This is a genomic window from Nostoc sp. (genome assembly GCF_054880495.1).
In genome coordinates this window covers 1-22,082 of sequence record NZ_JBTYKD010000214.1, presented here as the reverse complement: position 1 = coordinate 22,082, position 22,082 = coordinate 1, and the positions used below count along the sequence as shown (strand labels likewise).

At 43.5% G+C, this 22,082-nt stretch carries 15 protein-coding genes; 9 read left to right on the top strand and 6 right to left on the bottom strand.

Features of this window, described 5'->3' with window-relative positions; genetic code table 11:
- Positions 1-17: 17 nt before the first annotated feature.
- The 3 genes from ACYTXL_RS19750 to radA all read right to left on the bottom strand — a co-directional run bounded on the left by ACYTXL_RS19750 (position 18) and on the right by radA (position 4,002).
- Positions 18-890 (bottom strand): 6-carboxytetrahydropterin synthase, encoded by an 873-nt coding sequence (locus ACYTXL_RS19750; protein WP_461926226.1) that lies wholly within the window; start codon positions 888-890, stop codon positions 18-20.
- An 807-nt stretch (positions 891-1,697) separates the two neighbouring features.
- Complete coding sequence (locus ACYTXL_RS19745; protein WP_461926225.1) at positions 1,698-2,408, bottom strand: Uma2 family endonuclease; 711 nt, start codon at positions 2,406-2,408, stop codon at positions 1,698-1,700.
- Positions 2,409-2,478: 70 nt separating this feature from the next.
- Entirely contained in the window at positions 2,479-4,002 is a 1,524-nt protein-coding gene (gene radA, locus ACYTXL_RS19740; RefSeq protein WP_461926224.1) for a DNA repair protein RadA, read from the bottom strand.
- 170 nt (positions 4,003-4,172) lie between these two features.
- Between radA and rpaB the strand changes: the two genes are divergently transcribed.
- From rpaB to ACYTXL_RS19725, 3 genes are all read left to right on the top strand, one after another.
- Positions 4,173-4,901 (top strand): response regulator transcription factor RpaB, encoded by a 729-nt coding sequence (gene rpaB / locus ACYTXL_RS19735; RefSeq protein WP_292795858.1) that lies wholly within the window; start codon positions 4,173-4,175, stop codon positions 4,899-4,901.
- Positions 4,902-5,003: 102 nt separating this feature from the next.
- Positions 5,004-5,129 (top strand): hypothetical protein, encoded by a 126-nt coding sequence (locus ACYTXL_RS19730; RefSeq protein ID WP_461926223.1) that lies wholly within the window; start codon positions 5,004-5,006, stop codon positions 5,127-5,129.
- Complete coding sequence (locus ACYTXL_RS19725) at positions 5,129-5,767, top strand: cofactor assembly of complex C subunit B (RefSeq protein ID WP_461926222.1); 639 nt, start codon at positions 5,129-5,131, stop codon at positions 5,765-5,767. The genes ACYTXL_RS19730 and ACYTXL_RS19725 overlap by 1 nt, the downstream gene beginning before the upstream one ends.
- Before the next feature lie 326 nt (positions 5,768-6,093).
- Here the strand turns inward: ACYTXL_RS19725 and ACYTXL_RS19720 are convergent, their stop codons facing one another.
- A complete protein-coding gene (locus tag ACYTXL_RS19720) occupies positions 6,094-7,008 on the bottom strand; it encodes a M48 family metallopeptidase (RefSeq protein WP_461926221.1) in 915 nt (304 codons plus the stop codon).
- Positions 7,009-7,189: 181 nt separating this feature from the next.
- On the opposite strand from ACYTXL_RS19720, the gene ACYTXL_RS19715 reads away from it, so the two are divergent.
- Positions 7,190-7,708 carry a DUF456 domain-containing protein gene (locus tag ACYTXL_RS19715; RefSeq protein WP_461926220.1) on the top strand — a complete coding sequence of 173 codons (519 nt, stop codon included), beginning with the start codon at positions 7,190-7,192 and terminating at the stop codon, positions 7,706-7,708.
- A 585-nt stretch (positions 7,709-8,293) separates the two neighbouring features.
- On the opposite strand, the gene ACYTXL_RS19710 is transcribed toward ACYTXL_RS19715, so the two are convergent.
- Positions 8,294-9,289 carry a PRC-barrel domain-containing protein gene (locus ACYTXL_RS19710; RefSeq protein WP_461921570.1) on the bottom strand — a complete coding sequence of 332 codons (996 nt, stop codon included), beginning with the start codon at positions 9,287-9,289 and terminating at the stop codon, positions 8,294-8,296.
- A 359-nt stretch (positions 9,290-9,648) separates the two neighbouring features.
- Entirely contained in the window at positions 9,649-13,296 is a 3,648-nt protein-coding gene (gene smc, locus ACYTXL_RS19705) for a chromosome segregation protein SMC (RefSeq protein ID WP_461921569.1), read from the bottom strand.
- A gap of 482 nt (positions 13,297-13,778) precedes the next feature.
- On the opposite strand from smc, the gene ACYTXL_RS19700 reads away from it, so the two are divergent.
- From ACYTXL_RS19700 to ACYTXL_RS19680, 5 genes are all read left to right on the top strand, one after another.
- A complete protein-coding gene (locus tag ACYTXL_RS19700) occupies positions 13,779-14,129 on the top strand; it encodes a DUF433 domain-containing protein (protein WP_461921568.1) in 351 nt (116 codons plus the stop codon).
- Between the two features lie 145 nt (positions 14,130-14,274).
- Positions 14,275-14,913 (top strand): restriction endonuclease subunit R, encoded by a 639-nt coding sequence (locus tag ACYTXL_RS19695; protein ID WP_461921567.1) that lies wholly within the window; start codon positions 14,275-14,277, stop codon positions 14,911-14,913.
- Between the two features lie 314 nt (positions 14,914-15,227).
- Positions 15,228-16,967, top strand: coding sequence for a protein kinase domain-containing protein (locus ACYTXL_RS19690; RefSeq protein WP_461921566.1), 1,740 nt, complete (start codon positions 15,228-15,230; stop codon positions 16,965-16,967).
- A gap of 559 nt (positions 16,968-17,526) precedes the next feature.
- The gene (locus ACYTXL_RS19685; RefSeq protein ID WP_461921565.1) at positions 17,527-19,245 is read left to right on the top strand and encodes a diflavin flavoprotein; all 1,719 of its coding nucleotides are present in this window, start codon (positions 17,527-17,529) and stop codon (positions 19,243-19,245) included.
- 349 nt (positions 19,246-19,594) lie between these two features.
- Complete coding sequence (locus tag ACYTXL_RS19680) at positions 19,595-21,307, top strand: diflavin flavoprotein (protein ID WP_461921571.1); 1,713 nt, start codon at positions 19,595-19,597, stop codon at positions 21,305-21,307.
- The last annotated feature ends 775 nt before the right edge of the window (positions 21,308-22,082 follow it).

Here is a 22,082-nt window from a genome sequence, read left to right as displayed (position 1 = left end):
CCTAAATTTTCAATTACCTAAACTCGTGCCAAGACTGGCTGATTCATGGCTGCACTGGCTGATTCTGATTCTGACTCAGTACAGTAGATTTCACAGGAGTTATTGGGACTTTCAATCAGTTTTACTTTGTAAAGTTTCGCTCCCAATTCCTGAATAGGCGATCGCAGTAAATTACTAATGTAAAGTGCGATATTCTCAGCAGTGGGCACAACTTCGGCAAAGTAAGAAATGTCTTTGTTTAAAAAGGTGTGATCGAATAGCTCAATCACATAATCTTCTACCACTTGATTCAGGGCGCCTAAATCAATAATCATGCCAGTACGTGGGTCAATTTTACCTTTGACAGTGACTTCTAAATGGTAGTTGTGTCCATGACCGTGGGGACGAGCGCACTTACCATAAATCTCAGTGTTTTCTTCGTTACTGAGGTTAGGATGAGCTAGCCGATGGGCGGCGCTAAAATGAGTACTGGTGGTAAGGTAGGCTTCCATTGTGTTTCCCATATAATCTGCCCAAAGTTCAGGATGTTCAAATAACTGCACACGGACTAGAGGCAAATGGCGTGCTAGACGCTGCCAGATACTCCGTGCAATATTCTCAGTGGTGGGTAGAGTTTGTTGAAATTCTGCCCACACATCATTGAGATAAGAGAAGTCCAATTGACTGCTAACTTCCCGTTTGATTACGTGTTTCACATCAGACAAGTTCAGCACCATGCCATATTGATCTAATTCCCCAGCTAGGGAGATAAATAAGACATAGTTATGTCCGTGTCCAGGAAATCTAGAACAAGCACCAAATTTTTCAATATTCTCGGCTTCACTCAGTTCTGGCAACCAATAGCGATGACTTGCTGAAAACTGGGCGCGGCGATTAACAATACATTGCATGAGTACAGTAGGAGCAGAATTTAAAATTTCTTAATCTTTTTCTGTTTCCAGGATAAACTAATTTCTCTGTCAGTGGTTACGGAAATCAATACTTCGGACAATTTTAGAAGGATACTGAAAGCCTTACAGGGTATTCTCTGGCAAAAACGACGCATTTTTTCAAGGTTAGCCTAGTTCCCGGTGCGAAACTCAGAAGGCTCATTCTATAAAGCCTAAAAACCAAGGTTTTAGTTCCTGGAAACATCTTAAATCCGTATCCTTATTTTTTGAAAATTTAGTTTCGCACCGGGAACTAGCCTAAACCCAATGCTGAAAAAAATATCCCGTTTTACGGCTGGTTAGAGTTTCAGCGATTTGACCATACTTAACTCTGTGCGAAGTATTGGAAATAACAGACATTTCCGAAAACAGACAAAGCCTATGGTAAATAGGACTTACGCAAAACTACGCGCACTCTGGGGCAATTCATGTAGCTTTAGCTGACCGCAGGGTATTGCCCCTACCTCAAAATCAGGGTTTTAGCTATTGTTTGCGTAAGTTCTGGTAAACTCACTTTCAGCAGGCGATCGCAGAATTGTAACAAAGCGCAAGACCTGATTATTGAAAATTTCATCCTTCTTAGGACTTACGCAGAAGAGATCCCCCAACCCCCTTAAAAAGGGGGCTTTCAAGTTCCCCCCTTTTTTAAGGGGGGTTAGGGGGGATCGAGGTTTCAAGCTTTGATTGCGTAAGTCCTGCTTCTAAAAAAAATGCTAGATTTAGCAAATTTTTCGCTAATCTAGCAAATCTAAATTCTTTGCAAAAAGTCTAATCTTCAGGTTCAATTCCCGCAGCCCGCAATTGTGCTGCTAGTCGTTCGGCGCGTTGGCGTTCTTGTTCAACTAATTCTGTACCCCAGAGTAAAAGGTTTCCTTGTTCATCCCACCACCGCAACCATTTTCCTGTGCGGTTTTCACGCATACCTTGCCAGACGCCAAGGTAAAGATTCATTTCCCCTATCCAGTAACGTTGGTTTTCGTTGGAGGTTTGTACAATGTACCTGCCTGTATTGTGATCTAGGCGATAAACTTCTAAATTGCCGCTATCGGGTTCAAAAATGGCGTAGTTTGGAGCTTTTAAGACGCACTCGTAAAAAAACCATTTACCGGGGGGATAGGTGGGTTTAATGGAATATTCCCCGCCTTCTGTATCAGAAAGGAATTCCATCACAATTACGGGGATGTCTCCTTGTAATTGAGGGGTATAACTGCGTATTACTTCTTCTCTATCAACACCGATTTTCGGAATATACGCCCAGTCTGGAGCTTTAACGACGATTTTGCCATTTAATGTGGCGCAGATGCCATAATTAGTTGGCGTGAGCGCATTGGGTGGGAGTTTTCCGGCAAGTTCTAAGCTTTGTGTAAGTGCAGCTGCTAAGGCTGCTTGGTTGATGTTGTCCACTGGATCATCTGGCAGTTTGTAATCATCGGGTAGTTTTTCCCAAGTGATTTGATAGTCTTGGCTAAGGGTTGTCATCGTGGATTCTCCTTTGCTGTGGTATTTTACTGTATTGAGCCTCCCAACAACTGAAAAAGCAAAGCTATGGTTACTCATCTTCATCGGGTTCTAAATCGTCATTTGTTAGTTCCTGATGCGGGATAGCGGCAATAATTGCATCTATTACTTTAGATACTGGTAATATCTCAATATTAAGATCAGGAAATTTTGTTCCTTTTGGCACGATCGCTCGTTTAAATCCCAACTTTGCAGCTTCTTTCAACCGCAGTTCCATTTGGGAAACCGATCGCACTTGTCCGCCTAACCCAACTTCACCGATTAATACTGTACCGGGATCAACGATGCGATCGCGGAAACTGGCAACGATCGCGATCGCTATTCCCAAATCTACCGCCGGTTCTTCCACATTCAACCCACCCGCAGAACCAACGTAAGAATCTAACTTGGACATCGGAATTCCCACCCGTTTTTCTAAGACGGCGAGAATTTGCACTAGGCGGTTGTAGTCTACACCAGTTCCAGCCCGCCGAGGGGAAGGGTAGCTGGTGGGACTCACCAAAGCTTGCAACTCGACAACAATCGGGCGAGTACCTTCACAAGCAACTACAATCGCTGTACCAGGAGCAGGATCGTCACGGTTGCCTAAAAATAGTTCTGAGGGGTTGGCAACTTCCCGCAATCCATCTGTCACCATTTCAAAGATGCCGATTTCGTGAGTTGCGCCAAAGCGGTTTTTTACTGTCCGTAATAACCGATGGGAGGCAAAGCGATCGCCTTCAAAATACAACACTGTATCTACTAAATGTTCTAAAACTTTTGGACCAGCGATCGCTCCTTCCTTGGTGACGTGTCCCACAATCAGCATGGTGACATCTTCGTGCTTTGCCACCTTCATCAGTGCTGCGGTACATTCCCGTACCTGAGCCACCGAACCTGGTGCAGAAGTCAGCGCCGGAAAAAACACTGTTTGGATACTATCAATCACCGCCACGTTTGGTTTTAGAGAGTCTATTTCGCGTAAAATTTCTTCTAAATCTGTTTCCGGCAGTACATATAAATCTGCACCTATACTGTCAGGATCTATGGGAAGTGTAGTCTCTACTACTGTAACATTCTCCTCATTCACCACACTGAGATTTTTTGATACTCCCAAGCGAGAAGCTCGTAGTTTTACCTGTTGTCCCGATTCTTCACCAGTTACGTAAAGGATGCGATATTTTTGCGCCAATTGATTTGATACTTGCAATAATAGAGTAGATTTACCGATACCCGGATCACCACCAATTAGCACCATAGAGCCGGGGACAATCCCACCCCCAAGTACGCGATCCAATTCTCCATAACCAGACTCCCAACGGGCGATTTGGCGATCGGTAATTTGGTCAAATGTTAAGGAGGCTCGCGCTTTCGCTGGTTTAGCGCGAGATTTGCCATTGGTTTGAGTTGATTGCCAACTACTAACTCCCCCCCGACTGGGTACATCTACTGAGGATTGAATAGAAATTTGTTCTTCCAAAGAGTTGTAAGTGCCGCAAGCTGGACATTTACCAAACCACTGGGGGGATTCTGCTCCACAATCGTTACAAACAAAAAAGGTTTTTGGCTTTGCCATTCTTAAATATTATTAAATAATCTTAATATTTACTTAATTCTTGAAAAAAACTAAAATCTAATCATAGTAGTATTTAGAGCTTTTTCCAAATCAATTGATGGAATGATATCTTAATATTATGATATTAAAAATTAATCATGTAAATTTTTAGTGAAGGAGCCTTGAGAAACTTGGAAAGCCATAAAGAAAAAATCTTGGTGGTAGACGACGAAGCCAGCATTCGCCGGATTTTGGAAACGCGCCTTTCCATGATTGGCTACGATGTAGTGACGGCTGGCGACGGGGAAGAAGCTTTAGAAATTTTTCGCAAAACTGATCCTGACTTGGTAGTTTTGGATGTAATGATGCCAAAGCTAGATGGCTATGGTGTATGTCAAGAATTACGAAAAGAATCAGATGTGCCCATTATTATGCTAACAGCTTTGGGGGATGTAGCCGATCGCATCACTGGGCTAGAATTGGGTGCTGATGACTACGTAGTTAAACCATTTTCCCCCAAGGAGCTAGAAGCTCGAATTCGCTCAGTGTTGCGGCGGGTAGATAAAACCGGTGGTTCTGGCATTCCTAGTTCTGGGGTGATCCATGTCGCTATTATTAAAATCGATACGAATAAGCGACAAGTTTACAAAGGCGATGAGCGGATTCGATTGACGGGTATGGAGTTCAGCTTGTTAGAGTTGTTAGTCAGTCGCTCTGGAGAAGCTTTTTCTCGTTCGGAAATTTTACAGGAAGTTTGGGGTTATACACCAGAACGTCATGTGGATACCCGCGTAGTAGATGTACATATATCTCGTTTGCGGGCAAAGTTAGAAGATGATCCTAGCAACCCAGAATTGATTTTGACAGCGCGGGGTACTGGTTATCTTTTCCAGAGGATTATTGAACCAGGGGAGGAGTGAGGAAATAAGGGAGCAGGGGAGCAGGGGAGCAGGGGAGCAGGGGAGCAGGGGAGCAGGGGAGCAGGGGAGCAGGGGGAGGAGATACTTATTGATTAATCCCCAATGCCCAATACTTCTCTACGAGAGGCTGCGCCAACGACTTCTCTACGAGACGCTACGCGAACGCTACTTCGACGCCGCTCAGTACAAGTTAGTACAAGTGCCCAATGCCCAATGCCCAATGACTAATGACTAAACCTGATCCTAATCGAGTTTTGCGGCGTCTACCCCTTGTCGTAGGTGGGTTAGGCTCTGTACTTTTGCTAATTAACCGTTTATTGACAGTGGAACTAACTCAATCCCAAGCGCGTGGTGATGTGGTGGGCGTGATTTTGAGTGCGGTGTTAATTTTGACGGGTTTAATTTGGCAGCAAGTTCAGCCGCGATCGCCTGATACTGTAGAACTAATTGGAGAAGAAGGTTTTGTACTAGCAGCAGATTTACCAGAAGCCGTGAAAACTGAGCTAGCCTGGGCATCTCATTTATTGTTGACTAATACAGTAACGCGATCGCTTGTAGTTTTTTATCAAGGTAAAGTTTTGTTGCGTCGCGGCATTCTAGGTACTAAATCTGAAGTTGTACCAGGAGTAATCTTAAAACAAGTACTCGAAAAACAAAAGCCGATTTATCTAGTAGCACTAAAAGTATATCCAGGTAGGGTTGAATTTGATTATTTACCAGAAAATACTCAAGGTGTAATTTGTCAACCTATTGGCAACCAAGGTGCGCTAATTTTGGCAGCGAATACTCCTCGGAGTTATACCAAACAAGATGAAAACTGGATTGCCGGAATTGCTGATAAATTAGCCGTTACTCTTAGTACTTAGTACAGAACACCACAAAAAGGGTATGGAATTTAATCATTCGTAGGTTGGGTAGAACGAAGTGGAACCCAACATCAAGTCTCAATATTTCCGAACCCCTTTTACAGTGACGTGTACTTAGCAGATTCGCTAGTTTAGAATTTAATCTAAAATCAGCAATCCAAAATCTAAAAGCGTTCGACTGACTTGTACTGAGCTTGCCTGCCCCTGAGTCTATCGAAGGGTCGAAGTAGCGCTCACGCCGTACTCCTTCTCTACGAGACGCTCCGCGAACGGAGAAGCAAGCTACGCGTAGCGTTCTGCAGGAAAGTCTAAAATTTAAAATTCAATCACCAAGAAGTCAAAAAATTCCACCCTTCCTTTTCTTCGGGTGTATTTACTTCTTTTTCTTCCGCTTCTTCCGGTGCCTTTAAATTTTGCTGTTGAATTAAATTATCATATTCTCCGGAATCAACCCATTTTAATAACTCACCAGCCCGCATAACTACCCACGAAAGCCCTGATTCTGTATAGCTTAATATTTTGGTGAGTTTATCCACACTATCTAAGTTATTTGATGCAAACTCACGAGCTTGGATGAGGAAATCTTCGATCACAGGAGGAGTTAAGTAGTCATGTGGCAAACCGGCGAGTTTCATCAGTGTAGTAGTTGCTACGTCAATATCTTGACAAGCAAGCATTGCAGCCCGATCAGCAGTGAACCTAGCCATCATCCGCCAATTATACAAACCCAGTTCCATTCCACCAGCTACTAAACCACCAATCCCCAGTGTGGTACTGCTCAACAAATTTTTCAAAGTTGGCATCACAATTGCCATTTGGTGATATATCATGTGCTGACTCTTGATGCGAGCGACTTCGTGTCCGAAAACGTAAAGCAACTCATCTGCGTCAAGCCACTCCATTGCATCTAAATTGATGCCAACAAGGGGTTTTTCCACCCCAACAATGTAGGTTTTAATATGACCAGTGCCTTGAAACAGATACAATTCAGGAAGTGGAGCAACATCAAGAATTTGGCAGGTTTCTACAAATGTCTGATGCAATTGGGGAAAATTACGGGGCGAAATTCTGATTTCACTCCCAAGGCTTTGCAGTCTGAGTAAGCGATCGATGCCGTATTCATTAACTTTTTTGAGTAGCAGGGAGACACCGGGCATATTTTGCAAAGAAGCCAAGGCTTTGCGATCAAATGGGTGTTCGTAGGCTGCTGAACTTAGTCCAGTTAATATTTTTCTCGTCATGGGTTTTGAGGTTTATCTTGGAGTGTTTGGGAAGTTCAGTTACTCAGTACGAACGGCTTGTGCTATCACTACGCCTGTGGTTATGGGTTTGGGTTAGAAACGGTACAGATACAATATATAGTAGGGGCGCACAGATGTGTGCCCCTACTACTGGGAAATTTAGAAATTTACAATTTTATCTATGCAAATTATTTATTGGCTATTACTTGCCGTAATGGTTGTGGGTATTATCGGTGCGGTAGTTCCAGCTATTCCTGGGAGCAGCTTAATCTTAATTGCAATTATCGTCTGGGGAGTCGTTAGTAGTTCCTTTGCAGCGATCAAGATTCCCCTAATTGTGACAATTATTGTTTTACTTCTCAGTGTCGGAGTGGATTTTTTAGCTAGCTATGTGGGAGCAAGACAAGCTGGAGCTAGCAAGTGGGGGCAAATTGGTGCAATTGTCGGTTTGGTAGTGGGATTTCTGGGATTATTACCAACATTACCTTTTGGGGGGCCACTGTTAGGAATTTTACTAGGGCCGCTTGTAGGAGCAATTATTGGTGAGTATCTTTACCGACGTGAATTCGGGTTAGCCGTTAAGGCGGGTATCGGAATTGTCGTCGGATCTTTGGTTGGAAATTTGATTCAAGGCTTGTTAGCGATCGCCGCAGTTGTAGTTTTTGTAATCACAACTTGGCCACAGGTATTTGCCTCTTAGCATTTAAAAGGTTTGACAGATTTGATAACAGCAGTAATAGCTAGCAATTATAGTGTTTCCTAATAAGAATGAGGTAAACCTGTACCTCACCCCACCCCCTCTCCTTGTTAAGGAGAGGGGTTGAGGATGACAAAATTACCCTCTAGTTTAGACGGTGCGTTACGCTGTCGTTAACGTACTCTACTGCGTTCTAAAAAATTAGCCCTTTCCTTGTAACTAAGGAAAGGGCTAAATTAATCTTAGAGAATGTTTTAAAAGTCCTCTTGTCGGTAGCAAAACGTTCTAGATCCCTCTAAATCCCCCTTCAAAAGGGGGACTTTGATCCGGTTTCCCCCCTTTTGAAGGGGGGCTAGGGGGGATCAATAAGTGCCTAAAATCACAGCCAACCACTTTTAAAACAACCTCTTAAAATATTTCGTAATTTTCCGGTTGAATTACAAATTACGTTAGCGCAGCGTTAGCGAGTCATCGTACTCTTACAGAGAAGCAAGCTACGCTTTTAGCGTCTCGTAGAGAGCGTCATTACGAACTTGTACTGAGCGCAGCCGTTGGCGCAGCCTCTCGTAGAGAAGTATTACGAATTAATTAATATCCGCCTTCTTCTTCGTATTCTGGCTGTCTTTCCTTGACTTTCTTGGGAATATTCACCGGCTTCGGTGCATCTTCCCAAGCATCGCCCTCTACGTCGTCATAATCATCGTATTCATCAACATAAGGCTTACTGATGGGCTGGGCTTCATATTTTAGCGGTTCTGGTTGTTGATATTTGTCGTTACCCGTAGCCTCGCTCCAGTTATCTTCTTCCTCGTCTTCTTCGTATTGAATAGATTCATACTGCCGCGCTTTCATTACCTGACGCTGTGGCCTTTCTTCTTCCACATAGTCTTCATTCCATTCCTCTTCCCGCGCTACGGGTTGGGGGGCGCGAACTCTCTGCTTGGGTGGCTGCAATGGCATTCCAGCCGGCAGTTGATTTCCTGGTGCAACTTGGCGCGGTGGAGTATAGCCGTATTCTTCTTCTGTATCGCGCTCCCACGGTGCTTTGCCAATACCCAGGCGCTCTAGTAAACCAACTGTCAACTGGTTCACCCGTTCTTCGGCTCCCTCAAAGACAATCAAGCGATTGGGGCCAGTGCTGACAATTTCATCTACTGAGAACTCGTAAGTACTCAGAAATTGATCGGGAATTTGGGGCAATCCTAAAGAAGCAATAACTATGGATTTAAGCTTCCCGGTTTCGGCGTTGAACTTGAAGCCCCGAACTTTGCCTAATACTTCACCTGTTTCTGTAATTACTTCCCAGCTAATCAGATTACTGAGAGATTCAACTTCGATATCTTCAATTACATCTTCGTTATCAACCAGGATGACATCACCAATCTGGTTGACGTTGTTGAGGTACATATAGCGCGGTATGCCCGAAATAGAGATCAGGCTGTCTCGCAAACCAAGAGCCACAACCTCTCGTTGATCAATATCAACCCAGACTTGACTGATGATGCCTAGCCGCTTACCGTTGTCGCGGGTAATCACCTGGGTATTTAATATATCGGAACGCCTAATTATCTGTTCAGAGGTCATTCTATACCGAGTCCTGATCTCGAATCCGGTTTAACGCGATGTGCAACTTATTCTTGAAACCCCTCTCAAAACCTTTCACGCCAGTTGCTAGAACGGGGAGGCAGTCCATTGGGCGGCTTTGCCGACTTGTTCGCGCAGCGTCTCCGATAGGAGAAGGAACTGCCGTGGGAACCCCCGCAACGCAGTGGCTCCGCCACTGGGAGGAGCCACTGCGTTGGGCGGCTCTGCCGACTTGAAGCAAGTGGCGTTAGAGGCTTTGATTTTTGCTCCCCTTCCCTAAAAGGGTTGGAGTTGGGGGTTACGTTTGAGAGAAAGTCCCGCATGGCGTGGTTTATCTATACACTATTATTAACAAAAATTCAAGCAGATGTATTGGATGATTGTAACTTAATCCCCAAAACTTGAGTGTAAGCTCCTCGTGCTTGAGTAACGCCAATTGTGCGTTCGGCTGATTCTATCATCGGACGACGCAAACTTACAACTATAAATTGCGCTTGTTGTGACTGTTGTTTAATCATTCTAGCTAATCGTTCTACGTTTGCTCCATCCAAAAACATATCTACTTCGTCAAAAGCGTAAAATGGCGATGGGCGATAGCGTTGCAGGGCAAAGATAAAGCTCAAGGCTGTGAGTGATTTTTCTCCCCCAGACATGGAAGATAGGCGTTGTACAGGTTTGCCTTTGGGGTGCGCGACTAAATTCAGTCCACTGGTAAAGGGATCTTCGGGATTTTCGAGTTGTAAATAGCCGTCGCCGTCTGAAAGAATCGCAAAAATCGATTGAAAGTTTTCATTGACAGCATCGAAAGCTTCTTTAAAGGCAAGTTGCCGCAATGTGGTAAAATTCTCAATCCGCAAAAGTAGTTCGGTGCGTTCGCCTTCTAAGGTTTGCAACTTTTGCGTGAGTTCCTGGAGGCGGTTTTGGGTGCGTTCGTGTTCTTCCAACGCCAGCATATTCACTGGTTCCATTGCCTGTAAGCGTTTGGTAAGCGATCGCAATTCTTTCTGCAATTCTTCCAAGTCTACCTGATTTGGAACTTCCGGCAAGGGATTTGGTAATTCTGCTCCTACATCCCGCAACTGGCTTTGTAATGCAACTAATTCCTCCCGCCGCTTCTGTTGGGTTTCTTGGAGTTTTTCGATTTCCCATTCTAATTGTTGTTGGCGTAAAAGATGCGATCGCACTTCCTGTTCTGTAGCGTCGCGTTTTTGTTTCTCTTCTCCTAAATTCTGCTCCATTTGACTCAACGATAAACGGGTTTGGGTGATTTGGTCGTTTATCGTTGTGGTTTGTGTGGAGACGCGATGAATCGCGTCTCTACAAGAGATTTGTTGGGTTTCATATTCTGTAATTCGCGTTTCACCTTCTTGGATTTTTTCTTGTAAACGTTGTTGCTGATTTTCTAAATTTTTTAATCTTTGTTCTGCTTCCCTTAATGCCGTTTCGCGTTGTTGTAATTGTTGCTCTTGGATTTTAATGGTTGCCTGGATTTGCTGCCATTCGCTGGGAGTTTGGGATGCTTCCAACTCTGCTAAAGCGTGTCGCAATTGTTGCAACTGATTTTCTTGTCCCGGTAATTCCCGCTCCAAAATTTCCAATCGGGATTGAGCAGTGGCTAACTTTTCGCTGTTTTGGACTCGTTGCGATCGCGTCCCCTCTAATTGCGCTGTCAAATTCTTAATATCTTTCTGCAACTGCTCCAATTGTAACTGCTGTTCCCGCCGCGCCTGACGCGCTTCTGTGAGTTCTTGGGTGAGTTTTTTGGTTCTGGTTGATAAAGTTGCGATCGCCTCAGTACAACGCTCTAAAACCCGCTCAATATCCACCAAACGACTTCTGAAAGCGATCGCTTCATCAGATTCTGCCGCTTCCGCATTCCCAAACCGCAACGCCGAACGCTGGCTGTTACTACCACCAGTCATTGCACCACTAGTTTCCAGAAGTTCCCCATCTAAGGTGACGATGCGATACAGTCCTAAGTTTTTCCGCGCCGCCTCAAGGTTGGCAAATACTACGGTGTTACCGAAGACATAGCTGAATACATCTTTGTAACGGCGATCGCAATCGACTAAGTTAACAGCATAGTTAACGAAGCCGTTGGCAAAACGCAGCGTTGCATCTTGAGTAAATTTGGGAGCATGAATTTTATTCAATGGTAAAAAAGTCGCCCTCCCAGCACGTTTCTGTTTGAGGAGTTCAATTCCGGCTGCGGCGATGCTGTCATCTTCAACTACAATATGTCCCAAACGTCCACCAGCAGACATTTCCAAAGCTAGCTGATGGCGGGGTTCCACCCTTCCCAACTGCACAACTAAGCCACAAAGTCCAGGCATTCCCGATTGTAAAATGACTTTACTAGCTTGGGTTCCTTGAACTTCTTGTTGTGCTTGCGCTTGCGCCTCTATTTTATCCAACTGACGTTGTTTTTCCCGTTGTTCTAGCAAAAGTCGCTTTTGGGTTTCCTGTTGGATTTGCAATTCTTGTTCTGTGGCTGAAAGATTTTGGGCTAAATTTTGGATGGGTTCGCTAGAGGTGTTAAATTCCGTTTCAACTTGATTACACTCAGCTTGTTTTTCTGCTAATAGTGGTTCGTCGCGTTCAATTAACTGAGTTTGCTCTTGGATCAGCTGCTGTAACTGGTGATTGCGTTCCCTGAGTTGTGCTTGTTCGGTGCGTTGTGGTTCCAGAGTTTGCAGCAAAGTTTCAATTTGACGGTTGAATGCCGTTTGTTGCTGCACCCACGCTTCCGAAGCCGAAGCAATTTCTGCGGCTGCTTCGCGGGAACTTTGTAGCGCTTGCTGCGCCTCATCCCTTTGCTGCTGGGAAGACGCGATGAATCGCGTCTCTACAATGTGTGTTTCGGCAATTTCTTCTAGGGAAAGACGGTGTTTTTGAATTTCTTGTTGAGTTTGAGCCAGACGTTTAGCAGTTTCTTGAGAAGCTGTTTCTAATTCCGTTAGCTGACGCTGGAGTTGTTTACGTTCTGCTTCTTGGGTGGCAAGTGTAGATTGTACCGCCAAAAGTTCATCTTCTCCCAACGCTTTTACATGAGCATTGAGTTGTTCAAGTTCAGCAGTTTTTTGGACAATTTCGGAATTTAGGTTTGTGAGTTGGGTAGTTAGTTCAGTAGAATTGCGATCGCCCGTTTGAATTTCGTTAACTAACTTTTCTTGTTGTGCTTGTAGCGATCGCCATGATAAAACAGCTTCCCACGATTGTTTAGCCAGAAATTCCGTGCGAAGCTTTTGATATTTCTCAGCTTTCGCCCGATCTTGGGAAAGGCGATCGCGCTGTGCGGTTAATTCCGTCTCGATAATCCGACAGCTATCTTCTTTTTCCTTCACCTCATCTAAAGTTGATTTAGCTTGGATAATTTTGCGATCGAACGCCGCCACCCCAGCCAATTCATCAATAATTTCCCGACGTTCCCGCGTATTCATCGAGATAATGCTGGTGACATCCCCTTGCAGCACCACGTTATAGCCTTCAGGATAAACCCGCAGGTTACTTAATTCCTCATGCAACTGCGTCAGCGTGCAAGCTTCACCATTGATAGAGTAATTCGATGTGTAAGTCCCTTGGTGAGTCACTCGCAGCCTTCTAGTGACACTCCATTCAGTTGGGGAGTGGGGACTTGTACTGAGCGAAGCCGAAGTAGTAGGGAGTGGGGAGTGGGAATTCTCCTGATCTTCTTCTACTTCCTCACTTTGCGCTTTTGCGTCTTTGTGTGAGATTTCATCCGACAAATCAAATGTTACAGTGACGCTAGCCTCAATAGAAGCCCGTCCTTTAGCCGTTTGGGTGTTGTTTACCAAATCGGGTAAGCGATCGGCTCGCATTCCTTTAGAACTGGAGAGTCCAAGGCAAAATAGGAGTGCATCGAGAATATTAGATTTACCCGAACCATTTGGCCCAGATATGACAGTACACCCCGGTAGCAATGGGACTGAGGTAGTGCCACCGAAGGATTTGAAGTTCGTAAGTTCCACGCGCTTGATATGCACCATAGGCGCTGGTTCACTGGGCTAATGAAGAACAAGTGTATCAACTAATTAAAAATTCGCAAGAGGGTAGGAGGGAGAATTCAGGATTATCTAACCCCAGAGGGGGGAAGGAGAATTGTGGTTCAGAGAAAAGCACAATACTGCTAGATTTAGCACGAGCATGAGATTTAACAGCAATTAGATCAACTGATTCCAGTCTTATTTTAGATAACTAACTGGAAAACTGATTCAACAATTTGGCGATGCCCTTCTCTACGAGACGCTCCGCGTAGCAAGATCCCGAAGGGTAGGGCGCAGGTGTGACAGTGAGCCTTTCTCTACGAGACGCTGCGCGAACGGCAAGCTCAGGGTAAAACCTGTCGAACTGCTCAGGGTAAGACTGGCGGCGGGCAAAGCGATCGCGATCAGTTCATTACCATTTATTGCAAGAGTATTTTACAAGTATGTAAGATGATTTTAGGGGTAGATAAATAATCAGCTAAATTATGCAACTAGAAGATTACTTCGACTTTCAGCGTGCTGATGATATTCGACTCAAAGGTACAAGAGTAGGAATTGAAACCATACTCTATGATTTCATCCATCGCGCTCGAACTCCAGAGGAAATTTCCCAAAGTTATCCATCAGTAACTTTAGAGCAAGTATATGCAACTATTGTCTATTACCTGCATAACAAGCAAGCAGTCAGTGCTTACATAGCTGATTGGCTAGAGTGGAGTCACAGAATGCAGGAAGAACAGCGACGCAATCCGCCGCCTGTTGTAATAAAACTGAGGAAAATGATAGCTGAAAGAGATGCAATGAAAAAAGCACATGACTCTCAAATATCTTCTTGATGAAAATGTTGATAAAGTCTAATTGCTCAAGCATCTTTTAATGATGAATATCAAAACCGAATTATTCACTTACCACTGCTTCAATAGCAATAATACTTATAATCTTATATAGTTATTCTTATAAAGGCTATAAAGGAGTAAATTGATGACTACTACTTTAGACGCAACAAATCTCAGCCTGGAAGACGTTCAACGCTTGCTGAAATTTGAAGAACAGTTAAATGGCTCAATTACATCATTACTATGCCTGAAATCTCTCACAGACTTTGAACAACAAGAACTATCACAAATCAGCAATCTATTTCGTAGTTACTATGCAGCAGGAAAAATCTCGGAAGGGCAAATCAAATTCCTCTTTCTCGCACCATTAATGAAATTAGCTGGTTTTTATCATTCTAGTATTAAGATTACCTTAGAAGAAAATATTGCTAACATCTCCGTTGAAGATGAAGATACGAATATCAAAAGACGGATGGATATTTTAGCTGTTAGTAAGACTCAAGAAAGAATAGTAACTACGCCTTTTTGGATACTAGTGATCGAATCTAAAAATAGTAGTTTTAATGCTTTGGAAGGCTTGCCACAATTGCTTACCTATGCCTACAAAAGTCTAGAAAATCAAACATCAGTTTGGGGTGTGACTACTAATGGTATGGATTACCAGTTTGTATATCTACAGCAAGGAAATCCTCCAATTTATCAATTATTGCCAAAACTAGATATAACTCGCTCTGAATCTTCAATCGAATTATTGCAAGTATTCAAATCAATATGTCAGTTGTAGTTCAACTATCTCCGAATTGAGTACTTGAAGCGATGCCCTTCGGCGGGCAAAGCGATCGCTATCAGTTAATTATCATTTATTGCAAGATTATTTTCCCTTAATCTTCAGTATTACTACGCGGAATTAAACATTTAAAAGAATTTTATTATGGTTATTTACACTGATTTAAACAATAGCTAATTTACACATAATATAGTAAATATTAGCAAAATTAACTCAGTAATGTTTAGACTGCTGCTAACGAAAAAACTTAATTGCAGAGAAAGTAAATGGGACAAACCACAAAATCCCCTTGTCTTTACCAGCGCTAATTTATGCAAACACTGCTAAACAACCGCTATCGAGTGATTCAGACTTTAGAAAGTGGCGGATTTGGTGAGACTTTCTTGGCAGAAGATATCCAAATGCCTTCTAACCGCCGTTGTGTAATTAAACAGCTTAGACCGATTCAAAATAATCCTCAGATTTACCAGTTGGTGCAAGAGAGATTCAAGCGGGAAGCGGCAATTTTAGAACAGTTGGGCGGCGCAACTAAACAGATACCCAGCTTGTATGCTTACTTCCAGCTAAATGGTCAATTCTACTTAGTTCAAGAGTGGATTGAAGGTGATACCTTAACTAAAAAAGTTCACGAGCAAGGCTCATTAAGTGAAAGTGCGGTAAAAGAAATATTAGTAAGTTTATTATCAGTAACAGAATACGTACACAATCAGCGGATTATCCATCGAGATATCAAGCCAGATAATATCATTTTGCGTCATCGCGATCGCCAGCCAGTGCTGATTGATTTTGGCGCGATCCGGGAAACGATGGGAACAGTGGTGAATTCCCAAGGAAATCCTACGAGTTCGATTGTGATTGGTACGCCTGGATATATGCCAAGTGAACAAGCAGCAGGTAGGCCAATTTATTCTAGTGATTTATATAGTTTAGGAATCACAGCAATTTATCTCCTGACGGGGAAACAGCCACAAGAATTAGAAACAGATCCATCTACCGGGGAAATTGTCTGGCACAAACACGCTCTGAGTGTGAGTCAGACAATGTTAGCGGTGATAGATCGGGCGATCGCTTACCATCCACGCGATCGCTTTTCCACTGCTAAAGAAATGCTAAAAGTCTTACAATTTGGTGCAGGAACTTGCTCTAAAGTAGCTTATATCCAACCACCAGCAATAACTACACCTTCTACAACACTTAAAAAGACAGTTTCTGTCAGCCCAGCGCCTTCGTATCAACCTGCTCATCAAAATAGTGGACACAGAGAAAAATTTCTCCCCAGTCTAATTGTAGGTAGTTTGATTGGTGGTTCTATAATCATTGGTTTTGCCCTTACTAAATCGCCTCAACCAGTGCTACAGTCAAGCGTTTTATCTGAGTCTTCCCCAACCCGCGATCAAGTGCAAGATACGCCGACACCTCTACAATCCCCAGTTTCTATCACTCCAGAACCACAAGATGAAGAAGTATCACCTGTGCGATCGCAACCTCCCAGCAATAACGTTCCTATTCCCACCGAATCTGCTCAACTACCTTCTTCAACACTGCAAGATACGCCGACACCTCTACAATCCCCGGTTTCCATTACTCCAGAACCTACCACAAGTAAAGAACCACAGGAGCAAGAAGTATCACCTGTGCGATCGCAATTTCCTATCAATAACGTTCCTAGTCCCACCCAATCTGCTCAACTACCTTCTTCAACACAGCCTCAAATCGATAGAATAACACCAGAAAAAGCTGTGCAAAATTATTTTGAGACTATTAATAAACGTGATTTTCAAACGGGATGGAATCAACTCTCTCCTAGCTATCAAAATAATAAACGCCGGAATCCAGATGGCTATCTTTCATATATTGACTGGTGGGGAGGAAAGGTTAAAAACGTAGATATCCTACAAGTTAGTTTGCTAGAAGCAACTGCACAAACAGCTACAGTAAATGCTAAAATCAAATACTTGATGAACAATGGAAAAGTAATTCCTGGTTCTGTATACTTTTTCCTTTTATGGGATGCCCAAAATAGCCGATGGATTGTTAATGATACCAAATAGTTACGTCCTGGAATAAATCTTGATTATCAAATAAACCTCATCTTACGTTGATAAGCGTAGTTTTTGCCCTCACCCTAAATCCCTCTCCCAAATATGGGAGAGGGACTTTGAAATTCTGGCTCCCCGAATCCCAAATCTGGGATTCGGGGTTGGGGGATGAGGGCAAATCCTTTTGATCACCGCAACACACTGGCTTCTCTGCGCCTCTGCGGTTAGTTCTTCCGTAACTCGTGCGTAAGTAAATCCTAAGTTAATTGACAACTGCTATGAACTCCAAAAACATTTAATTTTTAAGTTTTTATTGTCAAATAATGTGATGAACATGATATTTTTGAATTAGGATAAAAAAAGATGAATAGCAAAATTAAATACTCAGTAATTTTTTCGGAATAAATTAATATTTAGTAGATTTATTGATTCATATTTGTTGCTAAAAAACAGCAATAATTGATACAAGTTAAATTTGTCAAAAACTGACATTCATTACAACTAAAACAAATAATAATAGGGAGAATGGGGGCAGAAGAAAAACCTGTTAATTTGCGCTCGGAGACGAATAATGGTAGCGGTCGCAGAGAACGTTCAACATCGGCTAACTATACAAACTGTAGAAATTGCCCCTAACACAACAGCGATTCGCTCTCTTGATTGGGACCGCGATCGCTTCGATATCGAATTCGGACTGCAAAACGGCACAACCTACAATTCATATCTCATTAGGGGCGAACTAACAGTTTTGATTGATACTTCTCACCAGAAGTTTCGCAATCTGTATTTAGAGACTCTAAAAGGTCTTGTCAACCCCAAAACAATTGATTACATAATTGTTAGTCACACAGAGCCAGACCATAGCGGCTTAGTAGAAGATGTCCTGCAATTAGCTCCTAGAGCCACTGTTTTAGCCTCAAAAGTTGCGCTTCAGTTTTTGGAAGGCTTAGTACACGATCCTTTTTCTAAGCGCGTTGTCAAAACAGGCGATCGCATCGATATCGGCAAAGGGCACGAAATCGAATTCGTGAGTGCGCCTAACCTGCACTGGCCAGATACAATCTTTAGCTTTGACCGCAAAACCCAAATCCTTTACACCTGTGATGCTTTTGGGATGCACTTTTGTGACGATCGCACCTTCGATGAAGATTTAGAAGCGATCGAAGCTGACTTTAGATTTTACTACGACTGCTTGATGGGACCTAACGCTCGTTCGCTGGTGAATGCGATGAAGCGCATGGGTGATCTAGGGAAGATTAATATTATCGCCAATGGTCACGGCCCATTATTATACCACCATCTAGACGTTCTAACCGGTTGCTACGAAAATTGGAGCCAAAAACAAGCTAAAGCAGAAACCACCATCGGCTTGTTTTTTGTCTCAGATTACGGGTATGGCGAACGCCTTGCTCATGCAATTGGCGAAGGTATACTGAAAACCGGGGTTGGGGTAGAAGTACTGGATCTGAGTACTGCTGAGAGCCAAGAAATTCAAGAACTAGCCGGAAGAGCAGCTGGGATAATTATCGGTATGCCCCCGACTTCCGCCGCCGCCGCCCAAGCTAGTATCAGTTCGGTGCTAGCTGTCGCCAAGAACAAGCAAATGGTTGGGCTGTTTGAATGTTACGGTGGGGATGATGAACCTATCGATACACTCCGCAGAAAATTTCTCGACTCTGGCATCAAAGAAGCTTTTCCCGCGATTCGGATTAGAGAAGTTCCCACTGCATCCACATTCCAGTTGTGTGAAGAAGCGGGTAAAGATTTCGGACAATTGCTAGTGCGCGATCGCAACATCAAGCAAATCAAGTCCCTCGACGTCAACATGGAAAAGGCGCTGGGACGGATTAGTAGTGGACTGTATATAGTCACCACTAAAAAAGGAGATATGTCAAGTGCAATGCTGGCCTCCTGGGTAACACAAGCAAGTTTGCAACCATTAGGATTGACAATTGCCGTTGCTAAAGACCGCGCCATTGATTCCTTAATGCAAGTAGGCGATCGTTTCGTCCTCAACGTTTTGGAAGAAAGCAATTATCAAGAATTGAAAAAGCACTTTCTCAAGCGCTTGCATCCCGGTGCTGACCGCTTTGCAGGAGTGAAAACTCAAACTGCGAAAAACGGTTCTCCGATTCTAACTGATGCTCTGGCATATATGGAATGTGAAATACAGAGCAGTATGGAATGCAGCGACCACTGGATTTTATATTGCACCGTCCAAGAAGGTCGTGTCTCCAAAAACGACGGACTGACAGCTGTTCGTCATCGGAAAGTGGGTAATTACTACTAATGGAGAGTTGAAACTTAAAGCTTCAGCCTCAAAGGCTCAATATTGAGGTTTAAAGGCTCAAGTTCCAGCCTAAAAGGCTCAACGTTGAGGTTCAAAGGCTCAAATTTCAGTCTCAGAACCTCAAACTCCCCATCTCTCTATTTATACCAATTTTAAAAATGATTGCGACAGATGGAAACCTGAAACGCTTATCCAATGGATGTTTCACAATCCAAAATCTAAAATCTAAAATTTAAAATGGTATTAGATGAGAGTCCCAAATCCTCTTAGCGGCTTTCTTAAACGCTTTAAAAACTGGGCAAAATTTGCCCGGTTTTTCCAGATATTTCCCCAACTTTACCCAACAGCTATGACCAATTCCAAGCCACGCGACGTACAAGTTTTACCAATTGCGACAAATACCAAGACTCTTAGAGCACGTAGTTGGTCACGTCTGCGGTTTGAAATTGAATACGCACTTGAAAGAGGTACTACCTCCAATTGCTATTTAATTGAAGCTGATAAAACCGCACTTATTGATCCACCGCCAGAAAGCTTTACCGAAATTTATTTAGAGGCATTGCGCCAGACTTTAGATTTGCAACGTTTGGATTATATAATCCTGGGTCATTTTAATCCCAATCGAGTTGCAACCCTCAAAGCAATTTTAGAACTGGCACCACAGGTAACTTTTGTCTGTTCTCTTCCGGGTGCGAATAATTTGCGTGCTGCTTTTTTAGAGCATGATTTAAAAGTCTTGGTGATGCGGGGGAAAGAAACTCTGGATTTAGGCAAAGGTCATGTTTTAAAATTCCTCCCCACTCCTAGTCCACGTTGGCCGGAAGGACTTTGTACCTACGATCAGCAAACTCAAATTCTCTACACAGATAAGTTATTTGCAACTCATCTTTGTGGTGATGAAGTGTTTGATGATAATTGGGAAGCGCTCAAAGAAGACCAGCGTTACTACTTTAACTGCCTAATGGCTCCCCAAACTCCTCATGTGGAAGCAGCTTTAGAGAAAATATCAGATTTGCAGGTGAGAATGTATGCTGTGGGTCATGGTCCCTTAGTACGTACCAGCTTAATCGAGCTTACCAAAGCTTATGGAGAATGGAGCCGCGCTCACAACGATCGCGAGATTTCCGTTGCCCTACTTTATGCCTCAGCTTACGGAAATACGGGGACTTTAGCCCAAGCGATCGCTCTGGGACTAACCAAAGGTGGAGTTGCAGTCAAATCGATTAACTGCGAATTTGCCACCCCTGATGAAATTCGGACTAGCCTAGCACAGTCAGAGGGTTTTATCATCGGTTCTCCTACCATTGGTGGTCATGCGCCAACTCCCATTCATACTGCTTTAGGTATTGTTTTATCAAGCGGTGACAACAGCAAACTCGCTGGGGTCTTTGGTTCCTATGGCTGGAGTGGCGAAGCTTTTGACTTAATAGAAGGTAAACTCCGGGATGCTGGATATCGCTTTGGCTTTGACACCCTGAAGGTGAAGTTTAAGCCTGATGATGTCACTCTCAAATTCTGTGAAGAAGTAGGTACAGACTTTGCCCAGAGTTTGAAAAAGGCTAAAAAGGTACGCGTACCACAACAAGCCGCTACTCCAGTGGAACAGGCTGTTGGTCGGATCGTTGGTTCTGTCTGCGTGGTGACAGCCAAACAAGGAGAAGTGTCCACCGGAATGTTAGGCGCTTGGGTTTCTCAAGCTACTTTCAACCCACCGGGACTCACCGTTGCGATCGCTAAAGACCGAGCGATCGAATCTTTGATGTATCCAGGCGGTAAGTTTGCCTTAAATATCTTACCTGAAGGCAATCATCAAGATTACATGAAGCATTTCCGTAAATCTTTCGCACCTGGGGAAGATCGATTTGCCAACTTTAGTACAGCAGTTGCAGATAACGGCTGTACCGTCCTTACCGACGCTTTGGCATATCTGGAATGCTCAGTCAAGGAACGTATGGAATGTGGCGATCACTGGGTTGTGTATGCAACTGTGGACGAAGGTAAATTACTCAAACCTGATGCTGTGACTGCCATTAACCATCGTAAAACTGGTACTCATTATTAGACAGTGAGAAGTTTAACCTAACGAAACCGCTTTGGAGAAAAGTTCTCTTTTTTCTTGTGGGATGGGCATCTTGCCCGTCCCATTTTTTTGTCGATATGCAGAGTCGCCCAAGTAAATTTTAGTTCTCTCTCTTTAGACAGATGTCTGAGGTTTTTAAGCCTCTCAACCTTTCGGGGAGAGCTTTGGAGAGGGATTTATAGTATACTTTGCGACTTTTCAAACAACCTCTTAGCAATCCTGCTAAGCTAAAACACATATAATTTGCAGGTTATATTTAATAGACCCATCCGAAAACTCGCAAGCCAATATTTACAAGGCTTTGAGACCAGTCCTTGCAGATTCTCTTTCAACTCATATCTTGCACCTGGAAATATGGATGTCAAAACCACAACTACGTGTAAGAGGAATTAATCGTTCAATATCAAGTAAAAGAAGAGACATGACTAGTTGAGGGAAAATAGATTCAAGTGCAGTTTTTGCAGCTTGACCCCAATCAGGCGGTGATGGGAACTGAATTTGGAGATAAGTCCAGTGAGCTATGAGGTAAGCAGTCAGAGAAAGGATGAGCCAGCGATATATACGTCCTATTAAGGTGAAATGGGCGGTTAGAAACCGCGTCTACACAAACAAAACCTGCCTCCGCAGGTTTCAAATCCTTAATTTTTCGTCAGTCCGCGCAGGCGGACGAGAGTTTGTGTAGCCGCGTTCGCATCGCGTGCCGGAGGCTCTATTCCATTCGCCCAGGCAAAAGTAGACACCAATGACAGATGTACGC